The following is a 15,940-nucleotide window of genomic DNA, read 5'->3' on the forward strand; positions in this document are numbered from 1 at the left end:
CACAGCAAACACAGGATCCAGCGGCATTGACGTGGCCGCGGTCCTCACCGTACTCAAGACGACATACGCACGCAGGTGGAAGGCCCGAACATTACCTACAGGGTCGCATCTGGCGCCCTCACGGGCACTTTGCAGAGAGGGATCCTTCCACCTGGCATCCGACCGCTCCAGGGACGGCCGGTGGTAGCCTGTCCCCGTCTTGACGACGGCCTGCGCCACCCGCGCCATTTTGGCGGTAAGCGCGGTTATCGTCTTGCGACGGCGATTGGCATCATCCGCGTGGCCATCAATGTAACGGCCTGGCTTGTCGCGGAAGCTATTGTCGCGTTGGCGCGCGGCGACCGGCCAGCACGGCGACTAGCACTACTTTGGCAGATTGTCAGAAACTGAGCCGGCGGCGGCAATGCGGGCATCGCGTTGGGGGTGGCCGTTCGAGCCTGGCGATGATGGCCGCGCGGATCGCTGGCAGGGTCGGCTGGGGTGTCCTCGAGGATGATCACCCGTTCATTGGTTCGGGCGACTTCCGCGAGCAGGGCATTTAGTGAGCGTGGTCTTGCCAGTCGACGTGCCGCCGGCAACGAGGATGTTCGCGCGGGATGTCACGCCCTCACGCAGCGCCCCCGCCTGAGCTACAGACATGACCCCGGCCACGACATAATCATCGAGAGAGAACACCGCGACGGCGGGCTTGCGGATGGCAAATGCCGGGGCCGTGACGACGGGCGGGAGCAGGCCTTCAAAGCGCTCTCCTGTTTCGGGCAGTTCGGCCGAGACACACGGCGCACTCCAATGCACCTCCGCCCGACATGATGGGCCACCAGGCGGATAATGCGCTCACCATCGGCTGCAATCAGACGTTCGCCAGAATCGGACAATCCTTCCGACAGACGGTCAATCCAGACCTGTCCGTCCGGGTTGAGCATCACCTCGACGATAGAGGGCTCTTCCAGCAATCGGGAAATCGCCGCGCCGAGTGCGGTCCGGAGCATCCGCGTGCCACGTGCGAACCGCGCCGCATCCCGTTGAATTGCAGTCATTCCATCCCCACACCAGCCGGGCCCGTCGCCCGGGGTGGGGATGATTAAAAGAGCCAGATATCGGCCCGGCTCAACAGGATTCCATCAGAACGTAGCATGGCGTGCAATGACTGGCGGAATGCGGAGATGCCGTCTGGCTGCGGGCGGGGATGTCAGGTCTGAGCTGCGAGGTTGCGGGGTTGGAACGGAGCGGTTGAGGTCTTGCCTCTTGAGATCTCCAAGAAGCGAGAACCCCGCACGCACCCTTTGTGGATGGCAAATGACGGGTAGAGCGTGGCGACGTACCGTTGTGTCCGATCAGCTTCCTGACGCCGCGATGCTTAGCAGCCTGTGCCATTGCCGATTTATCCGGCTTGAGCTTTCCCGGCCTCACTGCCGTCGAAGGGTGCTCCAGCGTCTTTGTCGTGTTCGGCCAGATGATGGTCTCGACCACAAGCCCCATTTGCACTGGAAGGCCTTCACCGCCGCCCTCGTCCTCTCGCTTTGCCGTTGATCGGCCTACGCGCAAAGCTGAATGCCGTGAGCCGCGCCTGCCGCTCCCCGTATGCCCATTTTGATGCTCGTCGCGAAAAGGAGGCTCTTGCGGACGGCCGTGAAGAGACCGACCGTCGATTGTCTGGCGGGGCCCGCAACGCCCGCACAGGGTTGCAACCGGGCGCAGCAGCCCCACACGACTGCGCTCGGTTGCCCAACCGATAGACCGCCGCTCGCCTCTGGCGTTTTCCAGGTCAGACCAGGCGCCGGTTGCGAGAGTGAGCGCCCGGCCGCTTTTTCTGCCGCGTCGAGTGTGCTATCGGGTGAGCAGCCTTGGACGCTACCCATTGCGGTTGAGGTCAGGCCGGACGTGAGTGAGCAATCGCAAGCAGCCCGCGTCCGGCCGTCCAAGATATTGCGATTTCTCACACTGGCGCGGAGCGCGCGCACTCGGGCGCGGCGTTCGGTTCGGGAGCCGGACCCGGCAATTGCGACTTGGCGTCTCTGGTCGTCACTGTTGAGCTGGCATGTGCTTCAGCGCTGATTTTGCGCGCGTAGCCCGGAAATGCACGGCCTCCTGTCAGCTACGTCACAGCCTCTTCGACACGCCGGGCGATCGTGCGGACGAACGTCTCAGCGGCCACGCCGTCGATGCGCCCAATCCCGTCGACCCAAATCCCCAACGCCACCAGCGCGGACGACCCAGAAACATGCCAATAATCATTGATCAGGTGCCGAAGCTCGACCAAGCGACTGGTCATAACCCGCCCAGCACCATCGCGCCCATGTGGTACAAACCTCACATAGGCATGGCGGGACAGCGGAACCGTGTAGCGGTCAATCCGAGCCAGCATCTCCTCCCCCTGCCGAAGCGGATGCTTGATTAATTTATCGTTAACAAAAGGATTGGGGCACCCCCTTCCCAAGCGGCCGGAGGTTCGCGGTCGGCAGATCGTCTCTATGCCGCAACCTTCTGCCCGCTAGCGCCCGCCAGCGCTGTTACGAAATTCTTCTTCGCATAGTCCACGAAGGCTCGAATCTTCGGCGTCGGATACCGGCTCGAAGAAAATACGGCGTGGACGGGTACCGGCGGCTTCGACCAGCCTGGAAGGACCTCCTCCAGACGTCCTTCGGTCACGAGTTGCGCCACCTGAAAGCGCGGCAGCAGCGCGATGCCGAGGCCGGCCGCGACGGCGTCGCGGGCCGCCAGGTTGTTGTTGACGAGGAGGCGCGGCGCGAGGCGGAGGATCTCGCAATCCGAGCCGCGGCGGACTTCCAGTTCGACGGCGTGTCCGGCCGCCCCGAAGACGACGGTGTCGTGCCCGTCAAGGTCGCGGGGCCGTCTCGGTGCACCTCGATCTGCCAGATAGCCGGGGCTCGCGAACATCCCGTATTCGGCTTCCCCAAGCCGGCTCGCGGTCAGGTCTGCGTCGCCCAACGTCCCGACACGGATCGCGAGATCGAATCCCTCCTTCACGATATCGACGATGCGATTGGTGTAGTCGGCTTCCACGCGCACTTTCGGATAGGCCGCGAGATAGCCGGCGATCCATCGGCTCACGACGCACAGGCCGAACTCCTCGCCGCAGGTAAGGCGGAGCACGCCCCGCGGCTCGCCCTTGACGCTCTCGGCCAGTCGATCGGTGTCGTCCAGGGCATCGAGGATGGAAACGGCGCGCTCGAACACCTCCCGCCCGAATTCGGTGACCGTCACCGAACGCGTCGTCCGGCGCAGCAGCTGCCCATCCAGCCGCGCCTCCAGCCGGATCACCAGACGACTGAGATGCGACTTGCGTGTCGCGAGGGCATCGGCCGCGCGGGTAAAGGATCCGGCGCGGACCACGGCGACGAAAGCTTGTAACTGTTCAGGATCGATTGTCGCCTGCATGAGCGACAATGTGGTGCAGTCGGGCCAGTTTATCCATCCCCGCCCTCTTCCTAATTTCCGCTCACATCGTTCACGCGTGAATGCGGAGATCCCAGTGAAGATCGGTATCCTGAACACGGGCAATGTCGGCGGCCGCCTCGCGAGGGCCTGGGCCGCCGCCGGCCACGACCTCGTCCTCGCCAAGGACGGCGAGGACCGCAAGCTCGCCCCCCTGCTGGCGGAGCTGGGCGACCGAGCGCGGCTCGGCACGATCCGCGAGGCGGCCGAGTTCGGCGAGGCGGTGCTGTTCTCCGTCTACTGGCCGCGGGTCGAAGCGGTCGTCGCCGAGGTAGGCGACGCGCTCGATGGCAAGGTCGTCATTGAGACCATGAACCCGCTCGGCGTCACCGCCGAATTCAAGCACTTCCACGATCTCGATTTCATGCGCGACGGCTCGACGGCGGAGGATCTGCAGAGACGCCTGCCGGAAGCTAGGATCGTCAAGGCGTTCAGCACGCTGGCGGCGCCGGTGCTTGAAGCCGCGGCCTGGTCGACGTCGCCAGTGGTACCGGGCGTGCCCTATGCGAGCGACGACGCGGAGGCCGGGCGGGTCACGCGCGGCTTGATCACGGATGCCGGATTCAGGCCGCTGGCCGCCGGCTCGCTGCGGGCCGCCCGCCAGATCGAGCAACTCGGCGTGTTCCTGCACCACGTCGCCGATCACGAATATGGCGGCGACGCCGACCTCATCCGCCTGGCTCTCGCGGTCGTCGAGGCCAGCCCCGGCCCCATCGCGCGCGAACGCATCGCCTGAGGCGCATCGCCTCCCCCGCTACCGGACACAGCCGAGGAAAACACATGTCACAGTCGCTCAAGGGAAAGACCGCGCTCGTCACCGGCGGATCGCGAGGCATCGGCCGCGGGATCGCGGAGCGCCTCGCGAAAGGCGGCGCGACGGTCGCGCTGACCTACAATGCGGGTAAAGCCGGTGCCGACGAGACCGTCGCCGCTATCGAGGCATCCGGCGGAAAAGCCTTCGCGCTCCGGGCAGACCTAGCCGACGCCGGCGCCATCCCGGCCTTGTTCGACCGGCTCGACCGCGAGCTCGTCGACCGGAAAGGCAACGCGGCGCTCGACATCCTGGTGAACAATGCCGGCAATGCCGGCTGGGGCAGTCTCGGAGATGCGACACCGGACGGCTGGGACAAGATGTTCGCGGTCCATGCCCGCGCGCCGTTCTTCATGGTGCAGTCGGCGCTGGGACGGCTGCGCGACGGCGGGCGCATCATCAACGTCTCCTCCGCCGCCGGCACGCGGGCGATGGCGGCGGTTCCGATCTATTCCATGGCCAAGGCGGCCATCAACAACCTGACCCATGCGCTCGCCATCGAACTTGGGCCGCGCGGCATCACGGTGAATACCGTCGCGCCGGGCTGGGTGCGGACCGACATGAACGCCGCCGTCCGCGAGAATGCGGATATGGTGACGGCCATCGAGGCCGACACGGCGCTCGGCCGCTTCGGCGAGACCTCCGACATCGCCGCCGTCGTGGCCTTCCTCGCGTCGGACGAGGGCCGCTGGATCACCGCTCAGGTCATCGAGGCCAGTGGCGTCTCGGCAAAATCCTCCGGCCAGCACTCCAGCAGGAAACCAGACCGCACCTTCAACATCGGCCAAGGTGGTGCGCACGCTCTGCGCGCCACCCGAGACACGACCGGTCGATCTCTTACCGTGAGTGCCCAGTTAAGTGATCAGGAAATTGCTCGCCGTCAGATCAGTGACCTTGGCATTCTGTAGCACGATGCCGTCCTGGCCGTTCCAGATCACCACGTCGGTGCCGTTCTGGAATGCCGCCGTCAGCACCGCGCGGATCGAGGAGAAGATGTCGTTGTCGAACACGACACGGTCCTGCTTCGCGTTCCAGTCGACGAAGTAATCGACCGCGCCCCCCGTCTCGACGATGGCGTAGTCGTAGCCGGCGCCGCCATAATAGGCATCAGTGCCCTTGCCGCCGGTCATGTAGTCGTTGCCAGCCTCGCCAAACAGCCGATCGCTGCCGTCATGGCCATAGAGGCTGTCCGAGCCACCGGCGCCATAGAGATTGTTGTCAAGCTCGTTGCCGGAAACGATGTTGTCCTTGCCATTGCCACCCGCATTACGAGCGGTGTCAAACAGCACGATGTTCTCAAAGTTGCTGTCGAGGCCACGGCTGACGGCGGTCCATAGTGTATCCGTCCCTTCGTTCGCCGCCTCATAAACCACGTCGAACTGGTCATCGACAATATAGGTGTCGTCGCCAAGGCCACCAATCATTTTGTCGAAGCCAGGACCGCCGTCGAGATGATCGTTACCACCCATGCCGCGAAGGCGATCATCCCCGTTGCCGCCATACAGCGCGTTACGGGCGTCGTTACCGGTGAGAAGGTTGGCAAGCCCATTGCCTTCGACAGCACCCTCGCCAAAACCATCCTCGATCTTGCCGTTCTCGACATTAGCCGGCAGCACATAGCCGCTGACACGCAAATAGGCGGTGTCGATACCCTCGCCTCTCGCCTCAATGATGAAGTCATCCAGGTTATCGACGACATAGCTATCGTCACCGGTCAACCCAATCATGGTGTCGGCGCCGCCACCGCCGTTGAGCACGTTGTTTGCAACGTTGCCACGCAGCGTGTCATTTGATGCCCCGCCTATAGCATTTTCGATGAGCGAGGCCAAATTTAAGGAATACTGGTAGGCGTTATAGACATTTCCTTGGGCGTAGACCCCATCACCGAGATAAGCCCGCTGATCTTCCGAAATCAAGCTAAACCCACCAGGCGACAGGTCGATGGCCATCGGCCTCAGATAGTTGGAGAGATCGTAGGTGTCGATCCCTCCGCCGTCCCAGATGGTCATGAAAACTTTGTTTGCGCCGGGAACATCATATTTCTCTGAGTTCACGCTCAGCTGGCCGGTGCGTGCGTTCCAGCGGTAGGTTGTATCGGTGTTATTGTAGGAATAATCCGCGCCATAAAGCGTTTGCAGCGCCAGCACATCGAGCGCCATGTACGTTTGGGGAAAATTGAACCCTTCGACGGTGTAGTCGGGATCGATCGCACCCCCCACATGGCTGCGCTGGCTCATCACGGTGTATTCGATCGCGTCCCGATCTGTTGGCACGACCGCGCTGGAGAGGTCCCCCGCCAGGCTTGCTGATTTCAGGCCCAGCGCCTGTCCAATGGCCTGCATGGTCGTGAAATAAGCGAAATTTCCGGGCTGGGGATTGGTAAGATCGCGATTAGTTCCTTCGAAGGCTGTGCTGAAGGTAATATCACCACCGGTGAGCCAGCCCGGCTTATTTGCCTGGAAAGCACCTGCAACCGTATCGGCATAACTGATTGTAATGTCACCATCGTTGGCATAAATAGGAAAATAAAAATAAGGTACATATCCAATCGGATCTGAACGAGACAGGTCGCCGTTCACTATGTCATTTACACCCAAGTATGTCTTTTCTACTCTAATATATGGATCATCATCTCCAATAACTGTATATCGCTCCAAAATCAACTTACTAATATTAGTACTTTCGTAACCTCTTTCAAAACTAAAAGTAGGAGACCCTATCCAAGAAACGCCAGACAGCATTCCTTGTATATACGGGCTATAGGTTCCAGCGTTACTGCCGGATGTCGGCCCAATTTCCTCACGGGCTATTGAGAGAACGTCTCCACTATTGAGGCGTTTATCAGAAAAATATGTTATATCGCCTGTTTTTACATATTCGGCGAATATTCCATTATCATCATGACCTATATATTTATATCCAACTTCCCCGTATTCTGTGTTATATATCCATTTTCCTATGTAAAATTTACGTTCCGATGAAGACGCTGTCGCTATATATACATTATCTTTGACAACGTATCCGATCGTATATGTTCCATCCGGATTGAGTTGAAGTTCCTCGGAATAATACGAGCTAGAAAAGCCAACCATGGCGCCCTTCCTTTGTCATCTCCAAAGAACCTACCATACAAGGCGAGATGTTGAATGCGTTCCGCTGACGGCAACGGTGTCAACACGGAGCAGAAACGCACATTTCCTGCCGTTAGGGTAGTCGATGAATCCAGCCCGGAATCTGCGTGGCGTGTATGAGCGTTCTCACTCGACTCCCGTTACGGCTTTGCTACGTTTGTGCGACGAGGGCTACGAATGTCTGACGAAATGACGATCCATCCGGTTGAGGCCATGGTTGATGGCCAGATCAACACCGGAAACGGGAAGCTGATTTTGACGCTTCAGCTTGCCAGCGGGACTCAACTTTCGCTGGAGTTCACCCCGCCGCTGCTTACTGAGATCATCGCCATGGCAACGCAAATGGTGTCGGGTTCAGCGCCCGGTACCAGCCAGGATGGCGTAATGGCGATTCCAACAACGGCCACCGCGGCGCTACCTGTCCAAGACGCTGATACCGTCGTTGTCCAGATGCAAGACCGCATGGGCCTCGTTCACCAATTCGAGCTTCCCACTGACCTCTGCAACAAACTTCGCGTCCAAATACGGAAGGCCGAAGAGTTTCAAAATGCCCTTCGAAACCAGAAGCGGCAGTGAGCCGACCCAGTTCAACCGGTTTGCCGCATACGTCGTTGTAGCCACACCGGATAGGGAGCTGGCCGAGGAGACATCGCACACGACGTGATCGGGAATCGGCAAGACGCGAGTTCGAGGCGAGCCTTCCGCCTCGCGCAGTTTGAAATCCTCAAGCTGCGTCTCGGCCTGCCGCCACGGGACGCCAGCCCGCACCAAGAGTCCGTCTAGAAGATCAGGACTGGGCGCCGTGGCGGAGGAGATTTCCGTCCAGGACGGCGAGGATCATGGCCTTCGAGACGTAGAACCGAAGGAACATCGCCCCCTTGTGGGGCCCCCGACGCCCGGGAGCAACGCCTCTTCGAGCACGCGATCGGGTCCATGACCTGATCGTTCACCGAAATGAATCGGTCATCCTGAATCGATTCAAGAAAGTCGTTGGACGCAGATTCGCCGGAGCGCGATTCTCATCCCCATGCTCACTCAGCTCTATCAACTCTATGTCGAACGCACGGATGCATCAAAGAACATGGCCCGCTTCTACGCCATGTCGATCGAACCGACGCTGTTTGGACAGACCTGCCTGATCTGGCTCTGGGGACGAATCGGCGCGCGCGGCCAGATCATACAACACTCCTTCGATCGCGAAGACGAAGCCGTCGCGTTGTTCCTCGACCTGCTGTGCCGGAAGCGGAAGAAGGGATATCGCCCGAAATGGCCAGGGAGGGCGATGACGTCCCGCCATTCGCCGTCCCTACCGCTGCAGGTAGATGCTTGCACCAAGATGTAGCTGACAGAATTCCGGGCGCCACCGAACAAAGAACAACCGGCCCCGCCCTGTGAGCAGGGGCCGGTTTGGTATCAGTCTCGATTGGGGCGGGACCAGATCAACGAAAGACCGCCCTCGCCTTCGACCTGGTAAGCGTAGATCGGGACGGTGAAGGAGAACTCGTTGAGATTGATAGCGTGATAGCTGCGGTCGTCGTTCAACGTCCGACGCCAGGCGGCACCGATCATCGACACCGGAGATGAGGACGGGCCGACAGCAGGCGTCAAACGCCGTCGCGTCCGATCGATGATGTCGTTGAACGATGATTTTGGAAGCTCCCGGTAGGCCTCGTTGTCTCCGAGCTATCGGGGCTGGTCCGTCAAGCGGGTAGTGAGTTGGTCGCCCCGGCAATATAGCCGCATCCCCCACCTGCCTCACTACGGCTTGGGCTTGGCCGTTTCCGGCAGAACCTCATGGGCTCCCGGGGGCAGAGCTTCGCCGACCGCCGGATGGATCGACAGTGCTCCCGGCAGATCAAGGCCCAGCACCCAGAGGAGGAAGAATTCCCGCTGCCGGTTTACGCCAGCTCGCTCAGCGAGATAGCACTGTAGGCCGCCCTCGGGCAGCAGGTTCGAGAAGAACGGCGGCACGACCCGCCGGGTCGGTTGAATATGGGTGATGAGTCCGCCCAGATTGTCCTTGAAAGACAGACTCAGAGTTGGTCGATCCGAGTTCTCGACATAGTCCTCGTTGAAGGCAAAGATCGTCCGGTCACCCTGGGAGATGGGTCAGCGTCCCGATCGGCTTGTCATAGAGCCGCACATCGAGCACCGAAACATCAGGCATCGTGGTCTCCGTCGTCGAGCGAATAGGCAGGCCTTGGTTCAGACGGCCTGCCATGAGCGATAGAGTTGCGCAGTCGCTGCAGGTTCTGCGCGATGTCGCGGATAACGGGTGCTGCTTGTTCGCTCGCTTGATACCGCTCGAGCCGGGCGATCAGTTCGCGCGCAAGCTGCATCTCCTGAGCACTGAGATTCACCCGGCGCAGAAAGCGCAGCATCTCCTCGATGCGATCGAGGTCGACCGAGCTCCCGTGGAGCTGCTTCATTTTCTTCACCAGTCGTTCAGCGCGGGCGAAGCGTTTGTCATTGGGCTGACCGGCGTGGACGCGCATGTCGGGCGTCGCCTGCGCCTTGATCACCCCGAGCACCGCGGGCACGAGTTTCCTCGGCACGAGCACGAGCTCGAGATCGAGCGCACGGGTCAGGTCGATAAAGCTCGATAGCCCTGGCTCCATTTTGCCGCTCTCTATTTGCGAGATGTGACTCTGCGTGAGCCCTGTCCGTGCGCTCAGGACACGCTGGCTGAGGCCCGAGGCCTCGCGGACCTCACGCGCCTGTGCGATCAGGCCATCGCCCTTATAGGACATGATATATAATCCAGATCGAAACAGACAAATAATCAGTATACTATATCTAAAACATTGCGCGCGATCTGTCAACGATATTGATATATAATAATGATCGTCATATAATTTTGATATAATATATCTAATCTAGATCAGTGCACCATGGAATTACGCTACGCCTGAGGATCGCGGTTGCGTTACTGATGCAGGCCGAGAGCTCGCAACCAGCCCCTCCCCCCGCCTGCCTGATGGCCCCCTGTTAGGGCGAGCCTGCGTCGAGGATTGCTGTTTCGGTCACGCATTTGCGAACGCTGGTCGGGCTGCAACTTCCCGGAATATTGAACTTCTCAGCAATGAACTTGCAGTCCGGACACCACTTTGGTGCTCGAGCAGCGATTTGCAGATTTTCGCCAAGGCCTTGATCCCCTCCGGATAATTGCGGATGCACTAATAGATGTCCTTCTGATTGTCGGCCGTTGAGGGCATGTCCCTTCATCAGCAAGGCGGATATCGAGCACACATCGACGTCAACGCGATTGAAGCCACCTTCCGGCATGTCGCCGGAGATGGCGACGAGTTGACGGGACCGCAGGGCCAAGGCCACTCCATCCGCTCCGCCGGACGGCACATCACTCAGGATCGGCGGATTGTTGTTCATGATTTCCGCACGCCGCAGCATGAGGAAATCGACGACGATGCGATGCGCGCGCCGCCATCGGCAGGCACCTCGCGGACAAGCTGGAAGCGCCGGAGCTCCTTGCTCTGTTTGAAGCCATGGCCCATGGGCCTCAACGAGGGTGACGCAAAGATGGCCCTTGCAGCGTCGGCTCGGCATGCAGGACATGGCGTGCGGCCGCCCCCAAGAGATTGGCCAGGGGGATCGCGCAGAGTTTCGCGCACTCGTCATGAGGGAGCTCATAGGTCTCGCGCCAGGCATCGAGGAGATCATCGGGCGGTGACAGCCAAGCGCCGGCATCAGCCACCTCGACCCATTCGCGATCTACCAGCTCGCCGCGACAATGCTGACATGACCAAGGCCGCCATCAGATAGCTTTGCGAGATCGGCGACTTTCCATGCCCAGAGCGGGGCCACCGTCGGCTCGCGGAGAGCCTGCCCCCCGATCGGACGAACCTATGTACGTAAAATTGCTTATTATATAGGCTCGCCCATATCGAAAGCATGCCCGCCAAGCTTCGTGTGTTGGCGATATTTCCTGTCCTACAGGCCGCCTTACCTTCTTCCCCGTGCTGGCGACTCTCCGTCGCGGTCATAAGGAGTTAGGTGCGTTAATGCCCGCAAACCCGTTTCATCTCGCCTGGTTCCTCCAGGGCTCCAGCATTCAGGCGTGGGGCGAACCGTGGACCGGCAACATCGCCCAGGAATGGATGAGCGCCGACATGTTCCTCGACCTCGCGAGGTCGATGGAGCGGGCCTGCTTCGACTACATCCTCATCGAGGATTCGATCTATATCGGCCAGAACTGGCAGAATTTGCGCGACATTTTCCTGAAGGGCGGCATCTGTGCGCCGCGGCAGGAGCCCTCGGTGGTGGCAACGCTGATGGCCGCCGCCACCAAGCGCCTCGGCATCGTGCCGACGCTGTCGACCTTCGCCTACCATCCCTATCTGACGGCACGCATCGTCGGCTCGCTGGACCAGATCTCCGGCGGGAGGGCCGGCTGGAACATGGTGACCGGCTCGTCGGACCTCTCAGCGCAGAATTTCGGCCTGGAGAAGCTGCCCGAGCACGACCAGCGCTACGTGATGGCGCAGGAATACATCGACATCGTCAAGGGGCTGTGGGGCTCGTGGGAGCCCGGCGCCATCCTCGACGACCGCGAGAACGGCATCCTCATCGACCCCGCCAAGGTCCACACCATCGACTATGCCGGGCAGTATTACGCCTCGCGCGGGCCGCTCAATTCCGGTCCCTGCCCGCAGGGTCAGCCGGTGATCGCCCAGGCGGGCGGCTCGAAGAGCGGGCGCACCATCGCCGCCACCCATGCCGACACCATCGTCGCCGCCCCCAACGGCGTCGCTAGCATGAAGCAGTACCGCGACGACATCCGCGCCCAGATGGCGGCGATGGGGCGCGCCCCCGACAGCTGCAAAATCTTGTTCCTGCTGTCGCCGATCGTCGCCGAGACCGAGGATCAGGCCCGCTGGTACGCCGAGCAGCGCCGCGTCTCCGCCGCCGCCAATCTCGACGCCCGCTTGGCGCGCTTCGGCTGGAGCACCAATCTCGACCTCTCCAGCCTCGACCTCGACACGCCGGTGAGCCAGCTGAGTCTGACCACCAACGGCCACCAGTCGAGCCTCTCGCAGTTCCTCACCCGCGCCGGCGACAAGCCGCTGCGCGAGGCGATGATCGACCATGTGAGCTGCGGCTACTGCGTCGATGTCGTCGGCACGCCGGACAGCGCCGCCAGCCAGATGGAGGAGATCATGGCGGAGGTCGGCGGCGACGGCTTCCTGCTGGTGCTCGGCGACGTCAGCCGGCGCTCGGTATCGACCATCATGGATGGGCTGGTGCCGGCGCTGCAGCGGCGCGGGCTCACCCGCCGCGCCTACGCCCACGAACAGCTGCGCGACAACCTGCTCGAATTCTGACCCCCCGTCATTCCCGCGATCCTCCCCCTCAAGACAGGACGATGCCGATGACTTCGCTCCCCCCGCACTTCCTGCGTCGTCCCCTCCGCGCCGGCACCGGCGCGCTCGGCGTCCTCCTGCTCGCCGGGGGACTGTCGGCGGCCTCGGCCGAAAAGCTCCGGCTCGGCAATGAAGGGGTCTACCCGCCCTTCTCCATGGTGGACTCCTCCGGCAACCTCACCGGCATGGAACCGGAGCTCGCCCGCGAGATGTGCAAGCGCATCGGCGCCGATTGCGAGATCGTCGTCATGGACTTCAAGGCGCTGATCCCCTCGATGCTTCAGGGCAAGTTCGACGGCATCGTGACCCAGATCTCGCCGACGCCGGAGCGGGTCGGCAAGGCGCTGTTCGCCATGCCGATCGTCTACAACCCGGCCACCTTCATCGTCCGCAAGGACAGCGACTACACCCTCACCAAGGAGGGGGTGACCGGCAAGGGGCTGCGCATCGCGCTACAGCGCGGCGCGTCCATGGTGCCCTATATCCACACGCATTTCGGCAAGGACACCTTCACCGAGGTCTATTACGACAACCCGGACCAGATGAAGCTCGACCTGCTGGCCGGCCGCCTCGACCTCATCTTCGATTCCAAGATCAACTGGACGCTGGAGCTGATCGCCAAGCCCGAAGGCAAGGACTACAAGCTGGCCGGCGGCGACCACTGGCTCGGCGATCCCGCCATCCCCGAGGCCGAGCGCGGCTATAGCTGGATCTTCCCCAAGAAGAGCGGGGAACTGGTCAAGCGCGTCAACGCCGCGCTGACCGAGATGATCAAGGACTGCACCTACACCAAGATCCGCAAGAAATACGTGCCGGTCCAGACGCTCGCCTCGGAAGGCGCTTGCGAGAGTGCGAACTGAGCCCGATCCGCGCGGAGGCCGGCCGATGACCCACCTCTCCCTCGCCGACCTTGCGGGCTATATGCGCCAGCTCGGCGAGGGAGCCCTGATCACGCTGGAGCTGTTCCTCGTGAGCTTCGCGCTGGCCTTCGCCTTAGGCGTGCTGATCGGCATCGTGACGTTGTCGCGCAGCCGCCTCGTGCAGGCGGTGTGGCGGGTCTATGCCTCGGTCTTCATGGGCGTGCCCTCGCTGCTGGTCATCTTCCTGACATTCTATGGCGGCAGCGCCATGCTGGCGGCGATGTTCGGCGAATTCGGCGCGCGGATCGACGTCTCTCCCTTCGGTGCCGGCGTTACCGCCTTCACCATCGTCTATGCCGCCTATATCGCCGAACTGATGCGCGGTGCCATCGATAACCTGCCCAGAGGTCAGTTCGAAGGCGCCCGCGCGCTGGCGATCCCGCCGGTGGTCATGTGGGGCAAGGTGATCCTGCCGCAGGTGATGCGGCTGGCGCTGCCCGGGCTCGTCAATGTCTGGAGCTTCATGCTGAAGGAGACGCCGCTGGTCTCGCTCGCCGGCCTGCAGGATCTGGTGGCCGCCGCCAAGATCTCGGCGGGAGCGACCAAGGAGCCCTTCATCTTCTTCATCGCCACCGCCTTCGTGTTCATCGCGTTCAGCGCGGTGTCGTTCAAGCTGGCCACATGGCTGGAAATCCGCCTCGACCGTGGCCAACGCCGCGAGGCGGCCGGCGGCTCCCCCCCCGGGGCCGCGGCATGAACGGGCTGCCCATCGATCTCGATCTGGCCTGGGAGAGCCTGCCGGCGCTGTTAGACGGGCTGAAGGTGACGGCGATCCTCACCGCGCTGCCGTTGCTGTTCGGTCTCGCGCTGGCTTTTCCGATCTGCTTCGCCCGTATGTCCGATCGCCGATGGCTGGCCTTTCTGGCCGAGGCGTTCGTCACCTTCTTTCGCGGCGCGCCGCTGCTGATCCTGCTTTATCTGGTCTATTACGGACTCGGCCAGATCCAGGCGCTGCGCGAAGGCCCGTTCTGGATTCTGTTCGGTTCGCCCTTCGGCTGCGCCATCGTCGCGCTCAGCCTGAACCATGCGGCCTATATGGTCGAGGTGCTGCGCGGCAGCCTGCTGGCGGTGCCGCACGGCATCGTCGAGGCGAGCGAGGCGCTCGGCATCAGCCGGCGCAACGTCTTCATCTGGGTGAAGATGCCGCTGGCGATCCGCTACGGGCTGAAGGCCTACCAGAACGAGGTGGTGAGCTTCATCAAGGGCACCGCCATCGTCTCGGTGGTGACGATCACCGACCTGACGGCGGTAGCCAACACCATCTTCGAGCAGACCTATGATCCCTTCACGCCGATCCTGTGCGCGGCGGCGTTCTACTGGGCGTTCGTGAACGTGGTTCGCCTTTGCTTCAACCTGTGGAGGCGGTGGCTGAACCGCCACAACACCGAGGACGCCGCGGCCGATGCGGAGGCACCCGGAAGAGTCAACGCGCTGCGCCCCGCTTCCGATCTGAAACAGGTGATGCCTTGATCGTACAAGCTGATACCGCCGGGACGGGCGCTCCCGCCATCGCGATCGCCGGGCTGGTGAAGCACTATGGCAGTCATCGCGCGCTCAACGGCATCGATCTCGACATCCGGCGCGGCGAGAAGATCGTCATCTGCGGCCCTTCCGGCTCGGGCAAGTCGACGCTGATCCGCTGCATCAACGCGCTGGAGCATCACGATGGCGGCTCCATCATGGTGAACGGCATCAGGCTGAGCGCCGACGAGGGCACGGTGCAGGACATCCGCCAGGAAGTCGGCATGGTGTTCCAGCACTTCAACCTGTTCCCGCATCTCACGGCGCTGGAGAATTGCATGCTGGCGCCGCGCCTCAACCGTGGGATACCGAAGGCACGGGCCGAGAAGCTGGCCATGCATTATCTGGAGAGGGTCCACCTCGCCGACCATGCGCGCAAATATCCCGCGCGCCTGTCCGGCGGCCAGCAGCAGCGGGTGGCGATCGCGCGGGCGCTCTGCATGGAGCCGCGTATCCTCCTGTTCGACGAGCCGACCTCGGCGCTCGACCCGGAAATGGTCGGTGAAGTGCTGGGTGTCATGGAGGGACTGGCCATCAGCGGCGTCACCATGGTCTGCGTCACCCACGAGATGGGGTTCGCCCGTCGGGTGGCGGATCGCTGCGTGTTCATGGACCATGGCGAGATCGTGGAATGCGCCGAAGCCGAAGCTTTCTTCCAAGCCCCCGTGAGCCTGCGGCTGCGGAACTTCCTCGCCCAGATCCTGCGCTAGCCCAATGGGCTGT

15 protein-coding genes and 2 pseudogenes are annotated in these 15,940 nt (G+C 62.0%); 9 read left to right on the plus strand and 8 right to left on the minus strand.

The genetic code is table 11. The features are described 5' to 3' along the window. Nucleotides 1-335: 335 nt before the first annotated feature. The 3 genes and pseudogenes from KHC19_RS07945 to KHC19_RS07955 all read right to left on the minus strand — a co-directional run. A pseudogene (locus tag KHC19_RS07945) lies at nt 336-1,037 on the minus strand (ATPase, T2SS/T4P/T4SS family); the annotation flags it as partial. A gap of 1,058 nt (nt 1,038-2,095) precedes the next feature. Continuing rightward, the gene (locus KHC19_RS07950) at nt 2,096-2,365 is read right to left on the minus strand and encodes a hypothetical protein (RefSeq protein ID WP_213351830.1); all 270 of its coding nucleotides are present in this window, start codon (nt 2,363-2,365) and stop codon (nt 2,096-2,098) included. 104 nt (nt 2,366-2,469) lie between these two features. Further along, entirely contained in the window at nt 2,470-3,399 is a 930-nt protein-coding gene (locus KHC19_RS07955; RefSeq protein WP_246548493.1) for a LysR family transcriptional regulator, read from the minus strand. Here KHC19_RS07955 and KHC19_RS07960 point away from each other — a divergent pair. Together KHC19_RS07960 and KHC19_RS07965 are read left to right on the plus strand one after the other, a co-directional pair. Continuing rightward, on the plus strand, nt 3,398-4,192 hold the full coding sequence (locus KHC19_RS07960) for an NADPH-dependent F420 reductase (RefSeq protein ID WP_246548475.1): 795 nt from the start codon (nt 3,398-3,400) through the stop codon (nt 4,190-4,192). The genes KHC19_RS07955 and KHC19_RS07960 overlap by 2 nt on opposite strands. Before the next feature lie 44 nt (nt 4,193-4,236). After that, nucleotides 4,237-5,175, plus strand: a complete 939-nt coding sequence (locus tag KHC19_RS07965; RefSeq protein ID WP_213351832.1) for an SDR family NAD(P)-dependent oxidoreductase — start codon at nt 4,237-4,239, stop codon at nt 5,173-5,175. Here the strand turns inward: KHC19_RS07965 and KHC19_RS07970 are convergent. After that, nucleotides 5,122-6,846 (minus strand): M10 family metallopeptidase C-terminal domain-containing protein, encoded by a 1,725-nt coding sequence (locus tag KHC19_RS07970; RefSeq protein WP_213351833.1) that lies wholly within the window; start codon nt 6,844-6,846, stop codon nt 5,122-5,124. The two genes, KHC19_RS07965 and KHC19_RS07970, sit on opposite strands and share 54 nt — an antisense overlap. Nucleotides 6,847-7,575: 729 nt before the next feature. On the opposite strand from KHC19_RS07970, the gene KHC19_RS07975 reads away from it, so the two are divergent. Both KHC19_RS07975 and KHC19_RS07980 read left to right on the plus strand, forming a co-directional pair. Continuing rightward, a complete protein-coding gene (locus KHC19_RS07975; RefSeq protein WP_213351834.1) occupies nt 7,576-7,974 on the plus strand; it encodes a hypothetical protein in 399 nt (132 codons plus the stop codon). A gap of 451 nt (nt 7,975-8,425) precedes the next feature. Next, nucleotides 8,426-8,740, plus strand: a complete 315-nt coding sequence (locus tag KHC19_RS07980) for a WGR domain-containing protein (protein ID WP_213351835.1) — start codon at nt 8,426-8,428, stop codon at nt 8,738-8,740. A gap of 71 nt (nt 8,741-8,811) precedes the next feature. Here the strand turns inward: KHC19_RS07980 and KHC19_RS07985 are convergent, their stop codons facing one another. The 4 genes and pseudogenes from KHC19_RS07985 to KHC19_RS08000 form a co-directional block, all read right to left on the minus strand. After that, nucleotides 8,812-8,967: a DUF736 family protein gene (locus KHC19_RS07985; RefSeq protein ID WP_213351865.1), complete on the minus strand. Its 156-nt coding sequence runs from the start codon at nt 8,965-8,967 to the stop codon at nt 8,812-8,814. 198 nt (nt 8,968-9,165) lie between these two features. Next, a pseudogene (locus tag KHC19_RS07990) lies at nt 9,166-9,565 on the minus strand (HipA N-terminal domain-containing protein); the annotation flags it as partial. After that, on the minus strand, nt 9,558-10,148 hold the full coding sequence (locus KHC19_RS07995; protein WP_213351836.1) for a helix-turn-helix domain-containing protein: 591 nt from the start codon (nt 10,146-10,148) through the stop codon (nt 9,558-9,560). The gene KHC19_RS07995 and the pseudogene KHC19_RS07990, both read right to left, overlap by 8 nt. Before the next feature lie 238 nt (nt 10,149-10,386). Then, entirely contained in the window at nt 10,387-10,806 is a 420-nt protein-coding gene (locus KHC19_RS08000; RefSeq protein ID WP_213351837.1) for a hypothetical protein, read from the minus strand. A gap of 611 nt (nt 10,807-11,417) precedes the next feature. Between KHC19_RS08000 and KHC19_RS08005 the strand changes: the two genes are divergently transcribed. From KHC19_RS08005 to KHC19_RS08025, 5 genes are read left to right on the plus strand one after another with little or no spacing between them, the layout of a single operon-like run. Next, entirely contained in the window at nt 11,418-12,737 is a 1,320-nt protein-coding gene (locus KHC19_RS08005) for an NtaA/DmoA family FMN-dependent monooxygenase (protein ID WP_213351838.1), read from the plus strand. Between the two features lie 47 nt (nt 12,738-12,784). Further along, nucleotides 12,785-13,636 (plus strand): transporter substrate-binding domain-containing protein, encoded by an 852-nt coding sequence (locus KHC19_RS08010; RefSeq protein WP_213351839.1) that lies wholly within the window; start codon nt 12,785-12,787, stop codon nt 13,634-13,636. A 25-nt stretch (nt 13,637-13,661) separates the two neighbouring features. Then, nucleotides 13,662-14,393, plus strand: a complete 732-nt coding sequence (locus KHC19_RS08015) for an ABC transporter permease (RefSeq protein WP_213351840.1) — start codon at nt 13,662-13,664, stop codon at nt 14,391-14,393. Continuing rightward, a complete protein-coding gene (locus KHC19_RS08020; protein WP_213351841.1) occupies nt 14,390-15,166 on the plus strand; it encodes an ABC transporter permease in 777 nt (258 codons plus the stop codon). The genes KHC19_RS08015 and KHC19_RS08020 overlap by 4 nt, the downstream gene beginning before the upstream one ends. Beyond that, nucleotides 15,163-15,927: an amino acid ABC transporter ATP-binding protein gene (locus KHC19_RS08025; RefSeq protein ID WP_246548477.1), complete on the plus strand. Its 765-nt coding sequence runs from the start codon at nt 15,163-15,165 to the stop codon at nt 15,925-15,927. Before KHC19_RS08020 ends, KHC19_RS08025 begins: the two co-directional genes overlap by 4 nt. The last annotated feature ends 13 nt before the right edge of the window (nt 15,928-15,940 follow it).

The organism is Ancylobacter oerskovii (assembly GCF_018390555.1).
Lineage (GTDB): Bacteria > Pseudomonadota > Alphaproteobacteria > Rhizobiales > Xanthobacteraceae > Ancylobacter > Ancylobacter oerskovii.